Origin of the sequence: Marinobacter sp. BSs20148, from assembly GCF_000283275.1 — a bacterium.
Lineage (GTDB): Bacteria > Pseudomonadota > Gammaproteobacteria > Pseudomonadales > Oleiphilaceae > Marinobacter > Marinobacter psychrophilus.
Window position 1 is genome coordinate 260,063 of record NC_018268.1, and the last position, 13,980, is coordinate 274,042.

Consider the following 13,980-nt stretch of genomic DNA (forward strand, 5'->3'; position numbering starts at 1 on the left):
AAACCTGTGCTCAACTGCGCCTTTCTTGCGTTTCTATGAACAGGTCTTGAAGTGCGCAGGGCTTTCCGAAGAGGTAACCTTGATACGCACCGCAGCCCAAATCTTGAAGCATTGCTCGCTGCGCTTCTGTTTCAACGCCTTCGGCGATCACATTCATTTGCATTGCGTTGGCAAGGGTAATTACCGCCTGTGCAATGGCTTGATCGTCGGGGCTATTAATAATATCCCTGACAAAGCTTTGGTCGATTTTTAGCTGGTGTATTGGTAGCTGCTTAAGATAAAACAAGGAGGAGTAACCTGTACCGAAATCATCAATGGAAAAGGTAACTCCGTGGCGCTCCAACTCTAACATTTTTATTTTAACGTTCTCGACATCGCTCGCCAGAAGACTTTCGGTAATTTCCAGCTTGAGATTATGCGGTTTGGCGCCCGACGCGTTTAGCGCATTGAGCACCGTACGGACAATATTCTTTTTATTGAACTGCACAACACTGATGTTGACAGCCATCGTCAAATTAGCTTTTGCTGGATCGGAGGCCCATTGGGTCAGTGTTTGGCATGCCTCGCGTAAAACCCATTCCCCGATAGGCACAATAAGGCCGGTTTCTTCCGCCAACGGTATAAAATGCGCTGGAGAAATGAAGCCTTTAGTAGGATGGGCCCAGCGCAGAAGTGCTTCAACTCCGGTCAACCGCTGGTGCTGATCAATCTGCTTTTGGTAGTAGAGTTGAAACTGATTTTTCCGGAGAGCTTCATACAGGTCTTGCTGCATCGCTGCACGCAAACTGACGACAACTTGCATTTGTGGATCAAAAAAATGCACGTTATTACGGCCGGCCGCTTGAGCTTTGTATAAAGCCATATCTGCTTGTTTGAGCAAGTCCCCAAACGATGAAACGTTACTATTGAAAGTGGTCACGCCAATACTTGCCGATCCGTTGTAAGGAGATCCGTCTAAATCAAATTCTTGCGTCAACTGGACACTGATTTTTTCGGCTGCAGCTTCAACCTGAGCGGCCGCTTCATTTCGATCGGTACTGAGTCCCTCGATCAGCACCACAAACTCATCACCCCCCAAATGCGAAACGGTATCCCCGTGCTGAACTGACTCAATAAGACGTGCTGCGACCTGGCATAGCAATAGGTCGCCTTTGTCATGACCTAAGCTATCGTTAACATTCTTAAAATTATCGAGATCCAGAAACAAAAGAGCAGCGTAAGAATTTTTACGCATGCAATAATTTGCTGCAGCCGATCTTTAAGCAAGCGGCGGTTAGGCAGTAGCGTCAACGGATCATAAAACGCTAATTTATGTATCTCATCTTCACGCTTTTTGAGCTGTGTGATATCTCTTATAATGCAAAAATATTTAATATCGCCCAACGACTGCATTTCGGTCATTCTGACTTCGATGGGAAAGACAGTGCCATCTTTATTCAGCGCTTCGAACTCGCGATAACGGTAAATAGCGTTTCCTGTGTTCCTAGACATATATTTTGATATATGTTTATTGAGATATTTTCGGTGCGGTGTTTTTATTAATACCTTTACATCTTCACCTATCATCTCATCGCGACCGTATCCAAAAATGCACTCGGCTCCATGGTTGAACGTACGAATTATTCCCTTGTTGCTAATAGTGACGATGCCGTCTTGCATGTTCTCAACAATCGCGTGCATCTGTTTTGATTGTTCATCTGATTTGTGTCGCGCAGTTACTTGATCATTGATGTCAAAATGTGTGCCTAGTAACCATTCTGCTTTGCCATCTTCAGTGCTGGACAATATTCGGCCACGAGTATTTATCCAAACCCACTCGCCATTCTTATGTTTCATTCGAATATCCGCTTCGTACGCGGGTATTTGCCCCGTGGCGTACTTGTCCAACGCTGAAGTGCAGTAGGCGAGATCTTCTGGATGAGTCAGGTTTTCCCCGGTTCTACGGTCCGTCGGCATTAACTCATGGAGTTTGTAACCCAGTAAATTTGCCCATTTCTCGTTGATTGTAAACTCGCCATTCTGCAGGTTAAGCCGCCATGTGCCAATGTTGTTAGCGTCAATCACCGACTTAAGAAGGTCTTCATTGTAGCTGATCAAATCTGCATCACGTTTCTCTTTTGTAATGTCAGTCTCGATAGTAATGTAGCCTTTAAATTTTTTGTCATCATCCCAGAGAGGATCATAAGCGATTCTGACCCAGTAAGGTGTGCCAGATTTTGTATAGTTAAGCACATCAACATTGTAATTTTCATGGCTGGCTGCGGCTTTACGCATTGCTTCTACGGTGGCTGGGTTAGTGTCTTTTCCCTGAAGTAGGGCGCCAGGCTGGATCCCGATCATTTCATCCGAACTGTAACCCGTAATTTCACTATAAGCTTCGTTAATCCATAAAACAAAGCCACTTTGATCCGTTATAACGACACCGTTTGTGGTTTTTTTGACCACATCTGAAAGGCGGCTAAGCTCGGCATTGATCAAGGTTTGCTCCGTCGTATTGCGGATAACAACCAGCACTTCATTCTGATCAATCTTTACATAGCGCGCTTCAAACGACGTACTCTTCGCGAGGGTATAATTGTGCTGAATCACTTCTTTAGAGCTGAACGCCTTTTGCACATTCATTGTAAGCTGCACACCTAGTTCACCAGGTAGCACTTCTTCAATGGTTTGCCCCAATACCTTGAGCCTCGGTTGTAGCAGGTCTGGATGTTCGTTGCACTCCAGAAAACGAAAGTGGCGATCGATCACAAATACCATATCGGGCATGGTTGCGAGTATGGATGACGCTCTGATCGTGCTGGCGGCCAACCTTTGCTGAGATTCATCAGCTTGACCGATGCGAGCAATTTCGTGCTCAACCATATCCGCAAAGTCACGCAGCGCTTGCTCTTGATTGTCAGAAAAACAGTGAGGTGAGGGATCAAAGATGCACAAGGTTCCGATCGGTAGACCACCTGAATCCCGCACCGGCGCACCGGCGTAGAAACGGATGTGCGGAGCACTCGTTACCAACGGATTCGTAGAAAAACGTGCATCCTGAAGCGCATCTGTAACCGTAAGGATCCCGCAACTCAATATTGCGTGGCCGCAAAAAGAAATATCGCGACCCAGCTGGTTTTCCTTCAGACCTACCCTGGACTTAAACCATTGCCTGTCGTTGTCCACCAAAGACAGCAGGCAAGTCTCGACACCGAAAAAGCGCGCGGCTAGGCGAGTGATACGATCAAAACGTTCCTCCGGCGGCGTATCAAGAAGTCCTGTACTCTGCAGTGCTCGCAAGCGTTCAGACTCATTAGCAGGAAAGGCAGGTGCGCTCACAAGACCTCCAAAGGTTGTTCTGGTTCTTGAGAAAGAATCACGAGACTCACCAAAAAAGTGAGATTGAGATCGCGTTATTTACCTTTAAATCTTATTGGTACAAAACGTATACGTACTTCCACGCATGATGGTTCTGGATCGGAACCGACGGTCTGTCCAGAGCCTGGAGCATGGCGATGCAACGTCAAGAGCCTGATGAGGGCGGTTGCCGCAACGACAATCTTGATGCGTGCTCCATAAATCGTCTACCAATATCCTGATAACATTGTATAAGGGCTAGCACAAGCGGTTTACCTGGAACGCGACTAATGAATGTTGAACCGTCGTCGCGGTAAGGCGTGTAGAGAGAAAGCCCGTGCTCAGTTGCGCCAGTGGGAGCGCTTCTGCAATTTACGCTGTAGTGTCCGGCGATGCATGTGCAACGCTCTTGCCGTGGCGGATATATTGCCGTCGTGCTCGTTAAGAACACGCTGTATGTGTTCGCGCTCCATTTCCCCCACCGAAGGCGGTTCCGAGCGCACTTCAAGTGCTTTGTTCAAGAATCCAAAACCGGCGATCAGCTGGTTCACCGTTACCGGTTTGCACAGATAATTTACGGCGCCGCGGCGCATCGCCTCAACCGAGGTCGCAATACTGCCGTAACCGGTTAACACAAGAACGGCCAGGCCCGGCTTGCAGCTCAGCAATTCAGGCAGCAGCTGCAACCCACTCTCGCCAGCCAGGTTAAGGTCTAGAACGCAGTGACTGAAATGGTGGTCGGCGAGCGCTGCGATTGCTTGTTGGGCCGTTTGTGCGGTTGTGGCTTTGATATTCTGACGGGCCACGCGCTTTTGGGGCGTGAATTCACCGCCACCAGCATAATTGGCATGATCGCGCTGGCCGGCATTATCGTACGTAACTCCATACCGCTGGTGGTTTTTATTCGCCAGCTGCTGGACGAAGGCATGAGTTTGGAAGACGCTGTAGTCCAAGCCGGTGCGGTGCGGATCAAGCCGATTGCGCTGATCGCAGTGTCGGCGATGGTCGGCGCCTACTTTATACTGAAGGATCCAATCTTTAATGGCTTGGCTATATCACTGGCATTTTGCCTTGCCGTGTCTACCCTTCTGACCGTGATTGTGGTGCCTTTGTCGTATTATGCAATGGCGCGGCGGCGGTGGATTTGAACAGGAAATTTTACCCGATGATAAAACGATTTTCGCCTTGGTTGGTTCTGCTGCTGGCCATTGTTGTGTTTATGGCATTGCGAATGACCCGCCCGGAGCTGGTTCAGGCCGAAGCCCAGGAACGCGCATGGTTGGTGGCAGTGCAACGTGCTGAATTAATTGCCGCTACGCCGTTGTTGCCTTTGTACGGTCAGGTCGTTGCCCCGCAACAGCTGACCGTAACAGCGGCCTTGCCCGGGCAGATCGCCCAACGCCCGGTGTCTGAAGGCCAGGCGGTTGCCGCTGGCACTCTGCTGGTGGCTCTGGATGATGCTGATGTGGCGCCGGTCCTTGCCCAGGCGCAAGCCGAAGTGGCGGACTTGCAAGCACAGATTGAGGCCGAGCAGCTGCGCCACGGCAACGATCAGCGTGCACTGAAAAGCGAAGAGTCCATTCTGGCCAGCGCTCAACGTCAACTTGAACGCAACCAGTCGTTGCTCAAGCGCAACCTCACCTCCCGCGAAGCCCTGGACGCCGTTACCGACGCATATGCCCGCGCTGAACTGACTGTCAGCACGCGCCAGCGCGCGCTGGGCGAGCATCCAGCGCGCCTGGCCAGCTTGCAGGCACGGCTGGCCAATGCCAAGGCGAACCTGCAAGGGATTGAGCGTGATGCCGGCAGGGCAAGGGTTATTGCTCCGTTTGACGGCGTGATTACCGATGTGCAAGTGGCCGTGGGTGACCGGGTTAGCAAAAACCAGGCGTTATTGAGCCTGTACCCGCGTTTGGGGCTGGAGTTGCGAGCGCGGGTGCCAGAAGTCTTTGTGGCCGAGCTGCAACAAGCGTTAAACCGCGGTGAAAAGCTACAGGCGATCACTGACGACGGCCGCTACCGCTTCACTCTGCAACGCTTTGCAGGCACTGGCAGTGCCGCGGGCACCGAAGCGATACTGGTCGCTGATGGTTCAGCGGATGGCTTGCGTCCGGGCAGCTTGCTGCCAGTGACATTGCAGCGCCCGACTCAGCAACAAGTCGTTAGTGTACCGTTTAGCGCTCTTTATGGCGCCGACACGCTGTACGTTGTGGGCGAAGACTTCCGGCTGCAACGGCTGCGGGTAGAACGGGTAGGTGAAGCCCGTGCCGGTGCCGATCGTAACCTCTTGGTACGCGGGGATAAGTTGCAGCCCGGCCTGCGTATTATTACGACCCACCTGCCTAACGCCATGAGCGGGCTAAAAGTGGACATCGCCGGAGTGCAGAGCGAGTGACCGACCAGCCCGCTACTGAAAAGCCTGAAACTAATGGCTCCCGGACCCCACCACCGCGACGCGGCGTGATCGGGTTTTTCGTGCATCACAAACTGGCGGCCAACCTGGTGATGCTGGTGATGCTGCTGGGCGGTGTGTTGGCACTGACTCGGATGAATGTGCAGTTCTTTCCCACCTTTGCTCTGGATGTGGTCAGCGTGCGCGTGGTGTGGAGCGGCGCCTCCGCGGAAGACATCGAGCAGGGTATTACCAACCCTCTGGAGCAGCGCTTACGCAGCGTACAGAGTCTGAAAAAGATGACGTCCACCTCGGCTCAGGGTGTGTCGTCCATTACACTGGAGTTTCAGGAGGGCAGTGACCCGATTCAGACGCTCGACGACACCCGCCAGCGGGTGGACGAATTCAATAATTTTCCGGCCGACGCCGAAGAACCGCGAGTCTCGCGAATTGAACGCTATGAGCCGGTGGCGCGTCTGCTGTTGTACGGCGATGTGGACGCGGATGAACTGCGCTATCTGACCTACCGTTTTGAAGACGAATTGCTGCAACGCGGCATCGACAACGTATCAATTCGCGGCCTGCCGGAACAGCAGATCAGCATCGATGTGCCGGTGGAGCGACTGGAAACCCTGGGTCTGTCGCTGGAGCAGATTGCCGAGCGCGTAGCCGCCGTATCGCGGGATTTGCCCGCCGGCCTGTTGGGCCAGCAAGACGCCACCCGGGAATTGCGCGCGGTGGAGCAGGCCCGCAGTCCACAGCAGTTCGGCGAAATTCCGTTGCTCAGTGGTGATCGCATCCAGTTGCGCCTGGGGGACATTGCCAGTATCCGCCAGGAATCCCGCGACAACCCGCTTACTCTAACCCGCGATGATTTTCCCGCGGTCGAGCTACAGCTGCGGCGGGCCGAGGACGGCGATTCCCTGGCAGCCGCTAAAGTGCTGAAAGACTGGCTGGCGGATACCCGCGCTACCTTGCCTCCGAATCTGCAACTGGAAGTGTACGACGAAACCTGGCAACTGCTAGATGATCGCATTTCGCTGCTGACAACCAATGGCCTGGGCGGTTTAGTGCTGGTCGTACTGTTGTTGTATCTTTTTCTGCCCGGGCGTGTCGCCTTGTGGGTAGCTGTCGGCATTCCCACAGCCTTTCTAGCGGCTTTGGCTATTTTGTGGCTGGTGGGTGGCTCTATTAACATGATCTCGCTATTTGCGCTGATTATGGCGCTGGGTGTGATTGTGGACGACGCCATAGTGGTAGGTGAAGACGCCGATGCCCACGCCCGGCTGGGGCAGCCATCAATGGCTGCCGCTGAAGGTGCGGCAAAGCGCATGGTGTGGCCGGTTTTGGCGTCGTCACTGACCACGGTTGCGGCGTTTACACCTCTGCTAATTGTGGGTGGGGTGATCGGTAATATTCTGGGCGACATTCCGCTGGTGATGATTTGTGTGCTCATCGCGTCGTTGCTGGAATGTTTTGTGGTGTTGCCGGCGCACTTGCGCTACGCCTTTGTGCCGCGTAAAGCCAAAGCGGTCAGCAATAGTGCCGGGGCTAGGCTGGTGCGGGCGCCGGCGGTGGGGATCAGGCGCCTGCGGTCGGGCTTTGAACAGGGCTTCGATCGATTCCGCGAAGGCCGCTTCCGGCGTTTCTCCCACTACAGCCTGCACCATCGGGGGTTTACGCTTGCCGTTGCCTTGGGCCTCGCCATTATGACGGTCGGGTTGCTCAGCGGAGGCCGTATTGGCTTCAACTTTTTCCCCACGCCCGAACCTTCGGTGCTTTATGCCAACGCCAGCTTTGTTGCCGGCACGGATAGCCGCCGGGTAGATCAGTTTATGGCCACCATGGCGAAAAGCTTGAACGCTAACGAGGAGGCCCTGGGTGGCAATCTGCTGTTACACGCGGTTACCACGCGCGGCGGTACCTTGGGCGCGGGTGGTAGTTCCCGCAAGGGCGAAGAGTTGGGCTCGATGATGATCGAAATGGTGCCATCCGACGAGCGCAGCGTGCGCAACGCCGAATTTATCAGTGAACTGCGCGCGCGCCTGCCGTTGCCAGCGGGGCTGGAGAATCTAAGCATTACTGAACGTGAAGCTGGCCCCCCTGGCAGCGACATTAACGTGCGCCTGACCGGCCCGGACGCGACCAATCTGAAGCGCGCCGCTGAAGAAGTGGTGCAGGCACTTTCCGTGTTACCGGGGGTGCTGGACGCAGAAGACGATATGCCGTGGGGTCGCGAACAGTTGATCTATCAGGTCAGCCCTTGGGGTGAGGCCATGGGCCTCACCACCACCGATCTTGGGCGCCAACTGAGAGCTGCTTTTGATGGTCGGGTTGCACAGATCTATCAGGACGGTCGCGATGAAATGGAGGTGCGGGTGCAGCTGCCGAGATATCAGCGCGAGCGCCTGGCCACCCTGTCGCAAATCACCATCCGCGTGCCTGATGGTCGTTTTGTGCCGCTTACTCAGGTGGTGATGCTGGACCACCGGCAGGGCTTTGAGGCCCTGCGCCACGCCGATGGTTTGCTGGCGATAGAAGTGTCAGCGTCGCTGAACACAGACGTCAGCACCACCAGCGACGTTATTGCCAGCCTGGAAGCCAAAGCGCTGCCTGCCATCGTCAGCCGTTATAACGTGCGTTACAGCTTCGAAGGCCGCTCCGCGGACCAGCGTGAAACCATCGACGATATGAAAACCGGCCTGATCATTGGTTTGGCGCTGATGTATGTGGTGCTGGCCTGGGTGTTTGCATCCTGGAGCCTGCCGTTGATCGTGATGGCAATTATTCCTTTTGCTTTGGTGGGCGCCATTCTGGGCCACTGGTTGATGGGAATGCAGTTAACGGTGCTGTCGCTGTTTGGGCTATTTGGTTTGTCCGGCATTGTGGTGAACAACGCCATCATACTGGTGTCGTTTTACAATCAGCAGCGGGAAGCGGGGCTGGGCGTCGATGCAGCCCTGAACGAAGCCGTGGTGCAGCGGGTGCGTGCGGTATTGCTGACCTCGCTGACCACTATCGGTGGGCTGTTGCCACTGCTGTTTGAAACCTCTTTGCAGGCCCAGTTCCTGATTCCCATGGCCACTTCCATTGCCTTTGGCTTGGGCTTATCGACCTTGTTGGTGCTGCTGGTGATTCCGGCGTTGCTGTCTTACCTTGAGCAACTGAGGGCCTGGTGGGCCAGGGAGCCCACGTGACTGAACCATTACTGAAAGTACGCGGCCTGGGTAAGCACTTTGTGAGCGCCGGGCAAACCGTAGACGTGCTATCTGGGCTTGAGCTAACCCTGGCGCAGGGCGAATCCCTGGCGCTGATGGGCCGCTCCGGCTCTGGAAAAAGCACCCTGTTGAATATTCTGTGCGGCTTGGAGCAGCCCGACGCCGGCTTTGTGAGCATTGCGGGTGAACACTTTGCGGCAGATTCGAGCGCAAGCGGGCCAAACCAGCAACGCTGGGCTATGCTGCGGCGTCAGCGCATTGGCGTGGTGTTTCAGGAAGCTAACTTGATGCCGGCGTTGTCGTTGCTGGACAATGTGCGTCTGCGGGCCAGGCTGGCAGGGCAAAGCGACCAGCATTGCGGTGACTGGCTAAAGCGCTTGGGGATTGGCGAGCTGGCGCAGCGCTACCCGGATCAGGTCTCCGGTGGCCAGCGCCAGCGCGCGGCTTTGGCCATGGTGTTTGCCATGCGCCCGTCACTGATACTGGCAGACGAGCCTACCGGTAGCCTGGACGCCCGCACCGCACTTGAGGTGGTCGATGAGCTGTTTCACCAGCAAGCTGCCAGTGGTTGTGCGTTGATACTGGCCACTCACGATTCGGCATTGGCTGCCCGCTGTGGCCAGCGTCTGGACCTCGCTCAAATGGGAGCTTAGCGTTCATGTTCCTGTTTCCGGTGTCCCCGTTTTCAAACCTGTTCTCCGCTCTGTTCAGCCATTATCGCCGCCACCCCCTACAGCTGCTGGCGTTGGCGCTGATGATTATGTTGGCCACCATGTTGTGGACCGGGGTGAATCACCTGACAACCCAGGCGCGAGCCAGTCTGGGCCAGAGCGAGCAGGCCGTGGCCGCACGCACGCAGTTAGAGCGCGTTGATGGCCAGGCACTGACGGTGGCTGATTTTGTAACCCTGCGCCGTGCCGGCCTGTGCGTAACGCCCTGGCTGGAAGTGGAACGCCCGGGGCAGGGCGGCCGGTTGGTGGGGGTAGACCCGCTGGCCGCTGGTTGCTTTGCGCAAGCTGCCCCTGCTGGCAGTAACAACAGCCCTGAGCCAATAGACAGCCCTGAACCAATAGACAGTCCTGCATCATCAAAAGAACCTGCGCCGGCCTGGGTCCCAGTGTTAAACGGGGAGCCTTTTATCGACATCAGCGAAGCCGTGGCGCTGGCGCAGAATGTCGCCCCGGGCAAGGTAAGCCTGAGCCTGTTAATCGTGCCGCCTGAGCCGGCATCTGCTTTGCCCGCAGATTATCGGATGACGGGTTTCTCATTGGGCCCTGACACCGGCGAGTTGGGCGACAGCTTTCTGTTGAATCTAGACGCTCTGGGATTTTTAGTGTTGTTGATTACGGCCTTGCTGCTGCGCAGCGTTTACCAATTGGGCATAGCCCAGCGCCGTGACAGCTTTGCCCTGCTGCAGCGGTTTGGCGTAATGCCGTCAGCCATTAACCAGGTATTACTGGTCGAAATCCTGCTGTTGGCGCTGCTGAGCGTGTTGCCGGGTGTGTGGCTTGGGCGCCTGCTGGCGGGCACCGTGAGCGGTGGTTTTGGTCAAGCTTTGGACAGCCTGTTCGATACTCCGCTGTACGCCAGCCAATCAGAAAACTGGCTTACGCCGATAGCGACCATGATGGCCATCGTGCTGTTGGTGTGCCTGGCGCAGAATGTGCGGGCGATGCTGCTGCGCTCGGCGGCCATGTTGCCGTTTGCTTTACCAGCGAAGTTTTTGACTGGATTTGGAGTGAGGCCGTGGCCTTGGTTGGCGATGCCTTTGGCTGCGGCCGGCCTGGCGATGGCGCTACTGGCGCAGTCACTGCCGCTGGTGTTTTTTGCGGTCGCGCTAGTGTTTGCCGCTACCGGTATTGCCGCGCCATTTGCCATTGCCGCGCTGTCTGCAACCCTTGCCCGCAAAACGCAGGAGCCATTAGCGCGCTGGCGCCACACCGAGCTTGGGGTTATGGCACGCAGGCTGGCATTGCCTTTGGTTGCGTTGCAGTTTGCGCTGGCGATGGTGTTGGCGGTGCAGGCATTGGTAACTGTGTTTGAAGCCACCTTTGATGAGTGGCTGGGCCAGCGCTTAGCCGCCGATTATTTTATTGAAGTGCCTGCCGGTGCCAACGCAGATGCGGCGGCGCAGTGGCTGGTTGCGCAGCCAGAGCTGGCGCAAAGCGGCGACTGGCATCAAGTGGTGAGCGGCGTAGCGCAATTGCTGGCAGCGGCGGATCCAAAAATGAATGACCCGAAAGTGGCTGATTCAAAAATAGGCAGAAGAGCGCAGTCGGTTGACTTGCTCGCGTTGGGGCCTGTTAGCCCGCTACTGACCATGTGGAGCCTGCAGGCTGCCGATGACCAGCCCTGGCAGGGTTTTGCCGCGGGTGAAGGCGTTATGGTGAACGAGCAGCTGGCGCGTCGTTACCCGTTGGCGGTAGGGGATACCTTGGTGCTGACATTGGCGAACACTCGGCTTGAACTGCCGGTGCTGGCGATTTATGCGGATTACGGCCGCCCCGCCGGGGAAGTATTGGTCAATATTGAGCTCTTGCCGGACGAGTTTGTGCCGGCGTTTGAAAGTTTTTCGATCAGTACAGGCGCAAGCGACATGACGACGATAACTGATGGCCTTCAGCGGCTGTGGCAGGTAGAAAGCGTACGAGTACGTGATAATAAGCGAATCCGCGAGTTGGCCGATGCGGTGTTCGACCAGACGTTTTTGCTGACCCGCGCCATGACCTTTGTCACTCTGGTGCTGGCGGCGGTTGCCTTACTGATTATGGGCTGGGTGTTTTTCAGCACCCGGGCTTGGTATTTTCGCTTGCTCCAGGTGTGGGGCCTCACCAAACGCCAGGTTCTGGCGCAGCTGGGCCGGCTGGCGCTTACCCTGACCCTGACGATTACCCTATTGGCATTGCCGCTCGGCGTCTGGTTGACCTGGGTTCTGGTGCATCGAATTAATCCATTGGCTTTTGGCTGGTCTTTACCGATGGCGATTTACCCAGAATTCTGGCTTCAGTTGGGGGCTGTGAGTGTGTTGATCGGGCTTAGCATTACGCTGCTGATGCGCAGCCAGCTTGGCGGAAGCGGCCCAAAACCGGTTTCTGCCGCCAGCCTGCGAGGTGATGAACGATGATAAAAACACAAAACTGGCCCACAGGTTTTTTTCAAAAAACCGCAACTCTTGTGCTGCTGTCCGTCTCTGTGTTGTTGGCAGGGTGCTCGCAAGAGCCAGACACCGGTGGTTTTGCCGGTCTGGCTCAGGCCACCGACGGCAGTCAGAGTGAGCCCTTCTTACAGCCAGGGCCGGGGGATTGGCTGCGTTTTCCCGATGACTGGGGCCCGCACCCGCAACATCGTATTGAATGGTGGTATTTAACGGCCAATCTGAAAACCGCAGACGGCGAGCCGGTAGGCGTGCAGTGGACCCAGTTTCGCCAGGCTATTGAGCCACGCCCTGCGTCAGAACAGCCGCCGGCAGCAGAACTGTGGCCTTTGCAGGCAGCCTGGATGGCTCATGCGGCGGTCAGCCTTAAAGGTGAACACCGATTTGCCGAAAAATTCGCTCGCGGCGACATTGGCCAGGCCGGGGCCGTGGCCAGCCCACTGGATATCTGGCTTGATGACTGGCGGCTGACCGTGCAGCCTGACGGTGCCTTACGCCTGCAGGTGAACACGCCCGAGTGGGGTTACGATCTGTTGTTGCGAGTTCAGGGCGAACCAGTGGTCCATGGCGACCAAGGCTTCAGCGCGAAATCCGCAAGCGGCGAGGGCTCAATGTATTTTAGCCTGGTTGACATTGCCATCAGCGGTGAGCTGACCCTTAAGGGCGAAACCCAAACGGTTACTGGCAGAGGATGGTTTGATCGGGAGTGGAGCAGCCAGTTTCTGAAGGCCGGGCAGCAGGGCTGGGACTGGTTTGCTCTTCACCTGGAAAGTGGAGACAAGCTGATGGCCTTCCGTTTGCGGGATGGCAGCGGCAGCTTCCAGTCTGGCACCTGGATTCCTGAAAACGGTGACCCTGTGGCGCTGAGCCCTGAAGAGCTGAGCCTGCAGGAACTTGATTGGCGCAACAATGTGCCTGTGCGCTGGCGGCTTAGTATTCCGGCTTATCAGGTAGATCTGGAACTTAGCGCGCCACCCGGTGATTACCTCAATCGGGGGCTTTTCCCCTACTGGGAAAGTCCGGTCACTGTGTCAGGCAGTCACTTCGGCGAGGGTTACATGGAACTGACCGGCTATTAAGGCGCAGTGAGTTAGCTAGCCCAGATGTGGCGGCTCCAGACCGACCATTAACTCCTGGATGCCCTGGTGCCATTGCTGTCTGAGGGTATGGAAATACTCGCACTGTTCTTCCACACGATCGATAAAACAGGGTTTCAAGCCGTCTTTACGATAGATCGCAACGTCTAACGGCATCCCCACGGAGAGGTTGCTCTTCATGGTGGAGTCGAATGAGATCAGGGCACACTGGTAGGCACGGTCCAGAGAGGTGTGATAATTCATCACGCGATCCAGAATGGGCTTGCCGTACTTTGATTCGCCGATCTGGAAATAGGGGGTCTCTTCCGTTGCCTCAATAAAGTTACCTTCCGGGTAGATATTAAAAAGGCGCGGATCTTCGCCTTGGATCTGCCCGCCAAGAATGAGGGAACAGCTAAAATCCACATGACTCAGTTTGCCATCGGGATTATCCCGGCGGATCACTTCGCGCATGGTTTGGCCTACAATCTCGGCGGTTTCAAACATGCACTTGGTGTTGAGCACGTTCGTCACGTCTGTGGTTGCCCGTCGTTCAAGCAAGCTGATCACACTCTGGCTGGTCGCCAGGTTGCCAGCCGATAACAGAACCAGTTCGCGCTCCCCCGGCTGCTCAAAGACATGCATCTTTCGAAATGTGGAAATCTGGTCAAAACCGGCATTGGTCCGGGAGTCGGATGCGAACACCAGGCCTTCGGCGAGTCGCATCGCTACGCAATAGGTCATGAAGCCCTCCTGATAAGGCTTTGAATAAATCGTAGTCTAATCACAACTTCCGGTCAGGTG

9 protein-coding genes and 1 pseudogene are annotated in these 13,980 nt (G+C 55.6%); 6 read left to right on the plus strand and 4 right to left on the minus strand.

Annotated elements, in window-relative coordinates; translation table 11 throughout:
• Positions 1 to 10 precede the first annotated feature (10 nt).
• From MRBBS_RS19750 to MRBBS_RS01145, 3 genes and pseudogenes are all read right to left on the minus strand, one after another.
• Positions 11 to 1,234, minus strand: coding sequence for a putative bifunctional diguanylate cyclase/phosphodiesterase (locus tag MRBBS_RS19750; RefSeq protein ID WP_201764329.1), 1,224 nt, complete (start codon positions 1,232 to 1,234; stop codon positions 11 to 13).
• Entirely contained in the window at positions 1,162 to 3,318 is a 2,157-nt protein-coding gene (locus tag MRBBS_RS01140; RefSeq protein WP_014869571.1) for a PAS domain S-box protein, read from the minus strand. Before MRBBS_RS01140 ends, MRBBS_RS19750 begins: the two co-directional genes overlap by 73 nt.
• Positions 3,319 to 3,677: 359 nt before the next feature.
• Positions 3,678 to 4,148 (minus strand): annotated as a pseudogene (locus MRBBS_RS01145) (response regulator transcription factor); the annotation flags it as partial.
• A 36-nt stretch (positions 4,149 to 4,184) separates the two neighbouring features.
• Here MRBBS_RS01145 and MRBBS_RS18755 point away from each other — a divergent pair.
• From MRBBS_RS18755 to MRBBS_RS01175, 6 genes are read left to right on the plus strand one after another with little or no spacing between them, the layout of a single operon-like run.
• Positions 4,185 to 4,484: an efflux RND transporter permease subunit gene (locus MRBBS_RS18755; protein ID WP_264641333.1), complete on the plus strand. Its 300-nt coding sequence runs from the start codon at positions 4,185 to 4,187 to the stop codon at positions 4,482 to 4,484.
• Between the two features lie 17 nt (positions 4,485 to 4,501).
• On the plus strand, positions 4,502 to 5,731 hold the full coding sequence (locus tag MRBBS_RS01155; RefSeq protein WP_014869574.1) for an efflux RND transporter periplasmic adaptor subunit: 1,230 nt from the start codon (positions 4,502 to 4,504) through the stop codon (positions 5,729 to 5,731).
• Complete coding sequence (locus MRBBS_RS01160) at positions 5,728 to 8,925, plus strand: efflux RND transporter permease subunit (RefSeq protein ID WP_014869575.1); 3,198 nt, start codon at positions 5,728 to 5,730, stop codon at positions 8,923 to 8,925. Before MRBBS_RS01155 ends, MRBBS_RS01160 begins: the two co-directional genes overlap by 4 nt.
• A complete protein-coding gene (locus MRBBS_RS01165) occupies positions 8,922 to 9,599 on the plus strand; it encodes an ABC transporter ATP-binding protein (RefSeq protein ID WP_014869576.1) in 678 nt (225 codons plus the stop codon). Before MRBBS_RS01160 ends, MRBBS_RS01165 begins: the two co-directional genes overlap by 4 nt.
• 5 nt (positions 9,600 to 9,604) lie before the next feature.
• Positions 9,605 to 12,070, plus strand: coding sequence for an FtsX-like permease family protein (locus MRBBS_RS01170; protein WP_014869577.1), 2,466 nt, complete (start codon positions 9,605 to 9,607; stop codon positions 12,068 to 12,070).
• Positions 12,067 to 13,179 (plus strand): lipocalin-like domain-containing protein, encoded by a 1,113-nt coding sequence (locus tag MRBBS_RS01175; protein ID WP_014869578.1) that lies wholly within the window; start codon positions 12,067 to 12,069, stop codon positions 13,177 to 13,179. Before MRBBS_RS01170 ends, MRBBS_RS01175 begins: the two co-directional genes overlap by 4 nt.
• A gap of 15 nt (positions 13,180 to 13,194) precedes the next feature.
• On the opposite strand, the gene MRBBS_RS01180 is transcribed toward MRBBS_RS01175, so the two are convergent.
• The gene (locus MRBBS_RS01180) at positions 13,195 to 13,920 is read right to left on the minus strand and encodes a proteasome-type protease (protein ID WP_014869579.1); all 726 of its coding nucleotides are present in this window, start codon (positions 13,918 to 13,920) and stop codon (positions 13,195 to 13,197) included.
• Between the last annotated feature and the right edge of the window lie 60 nt (positions 13,921 to 13,980).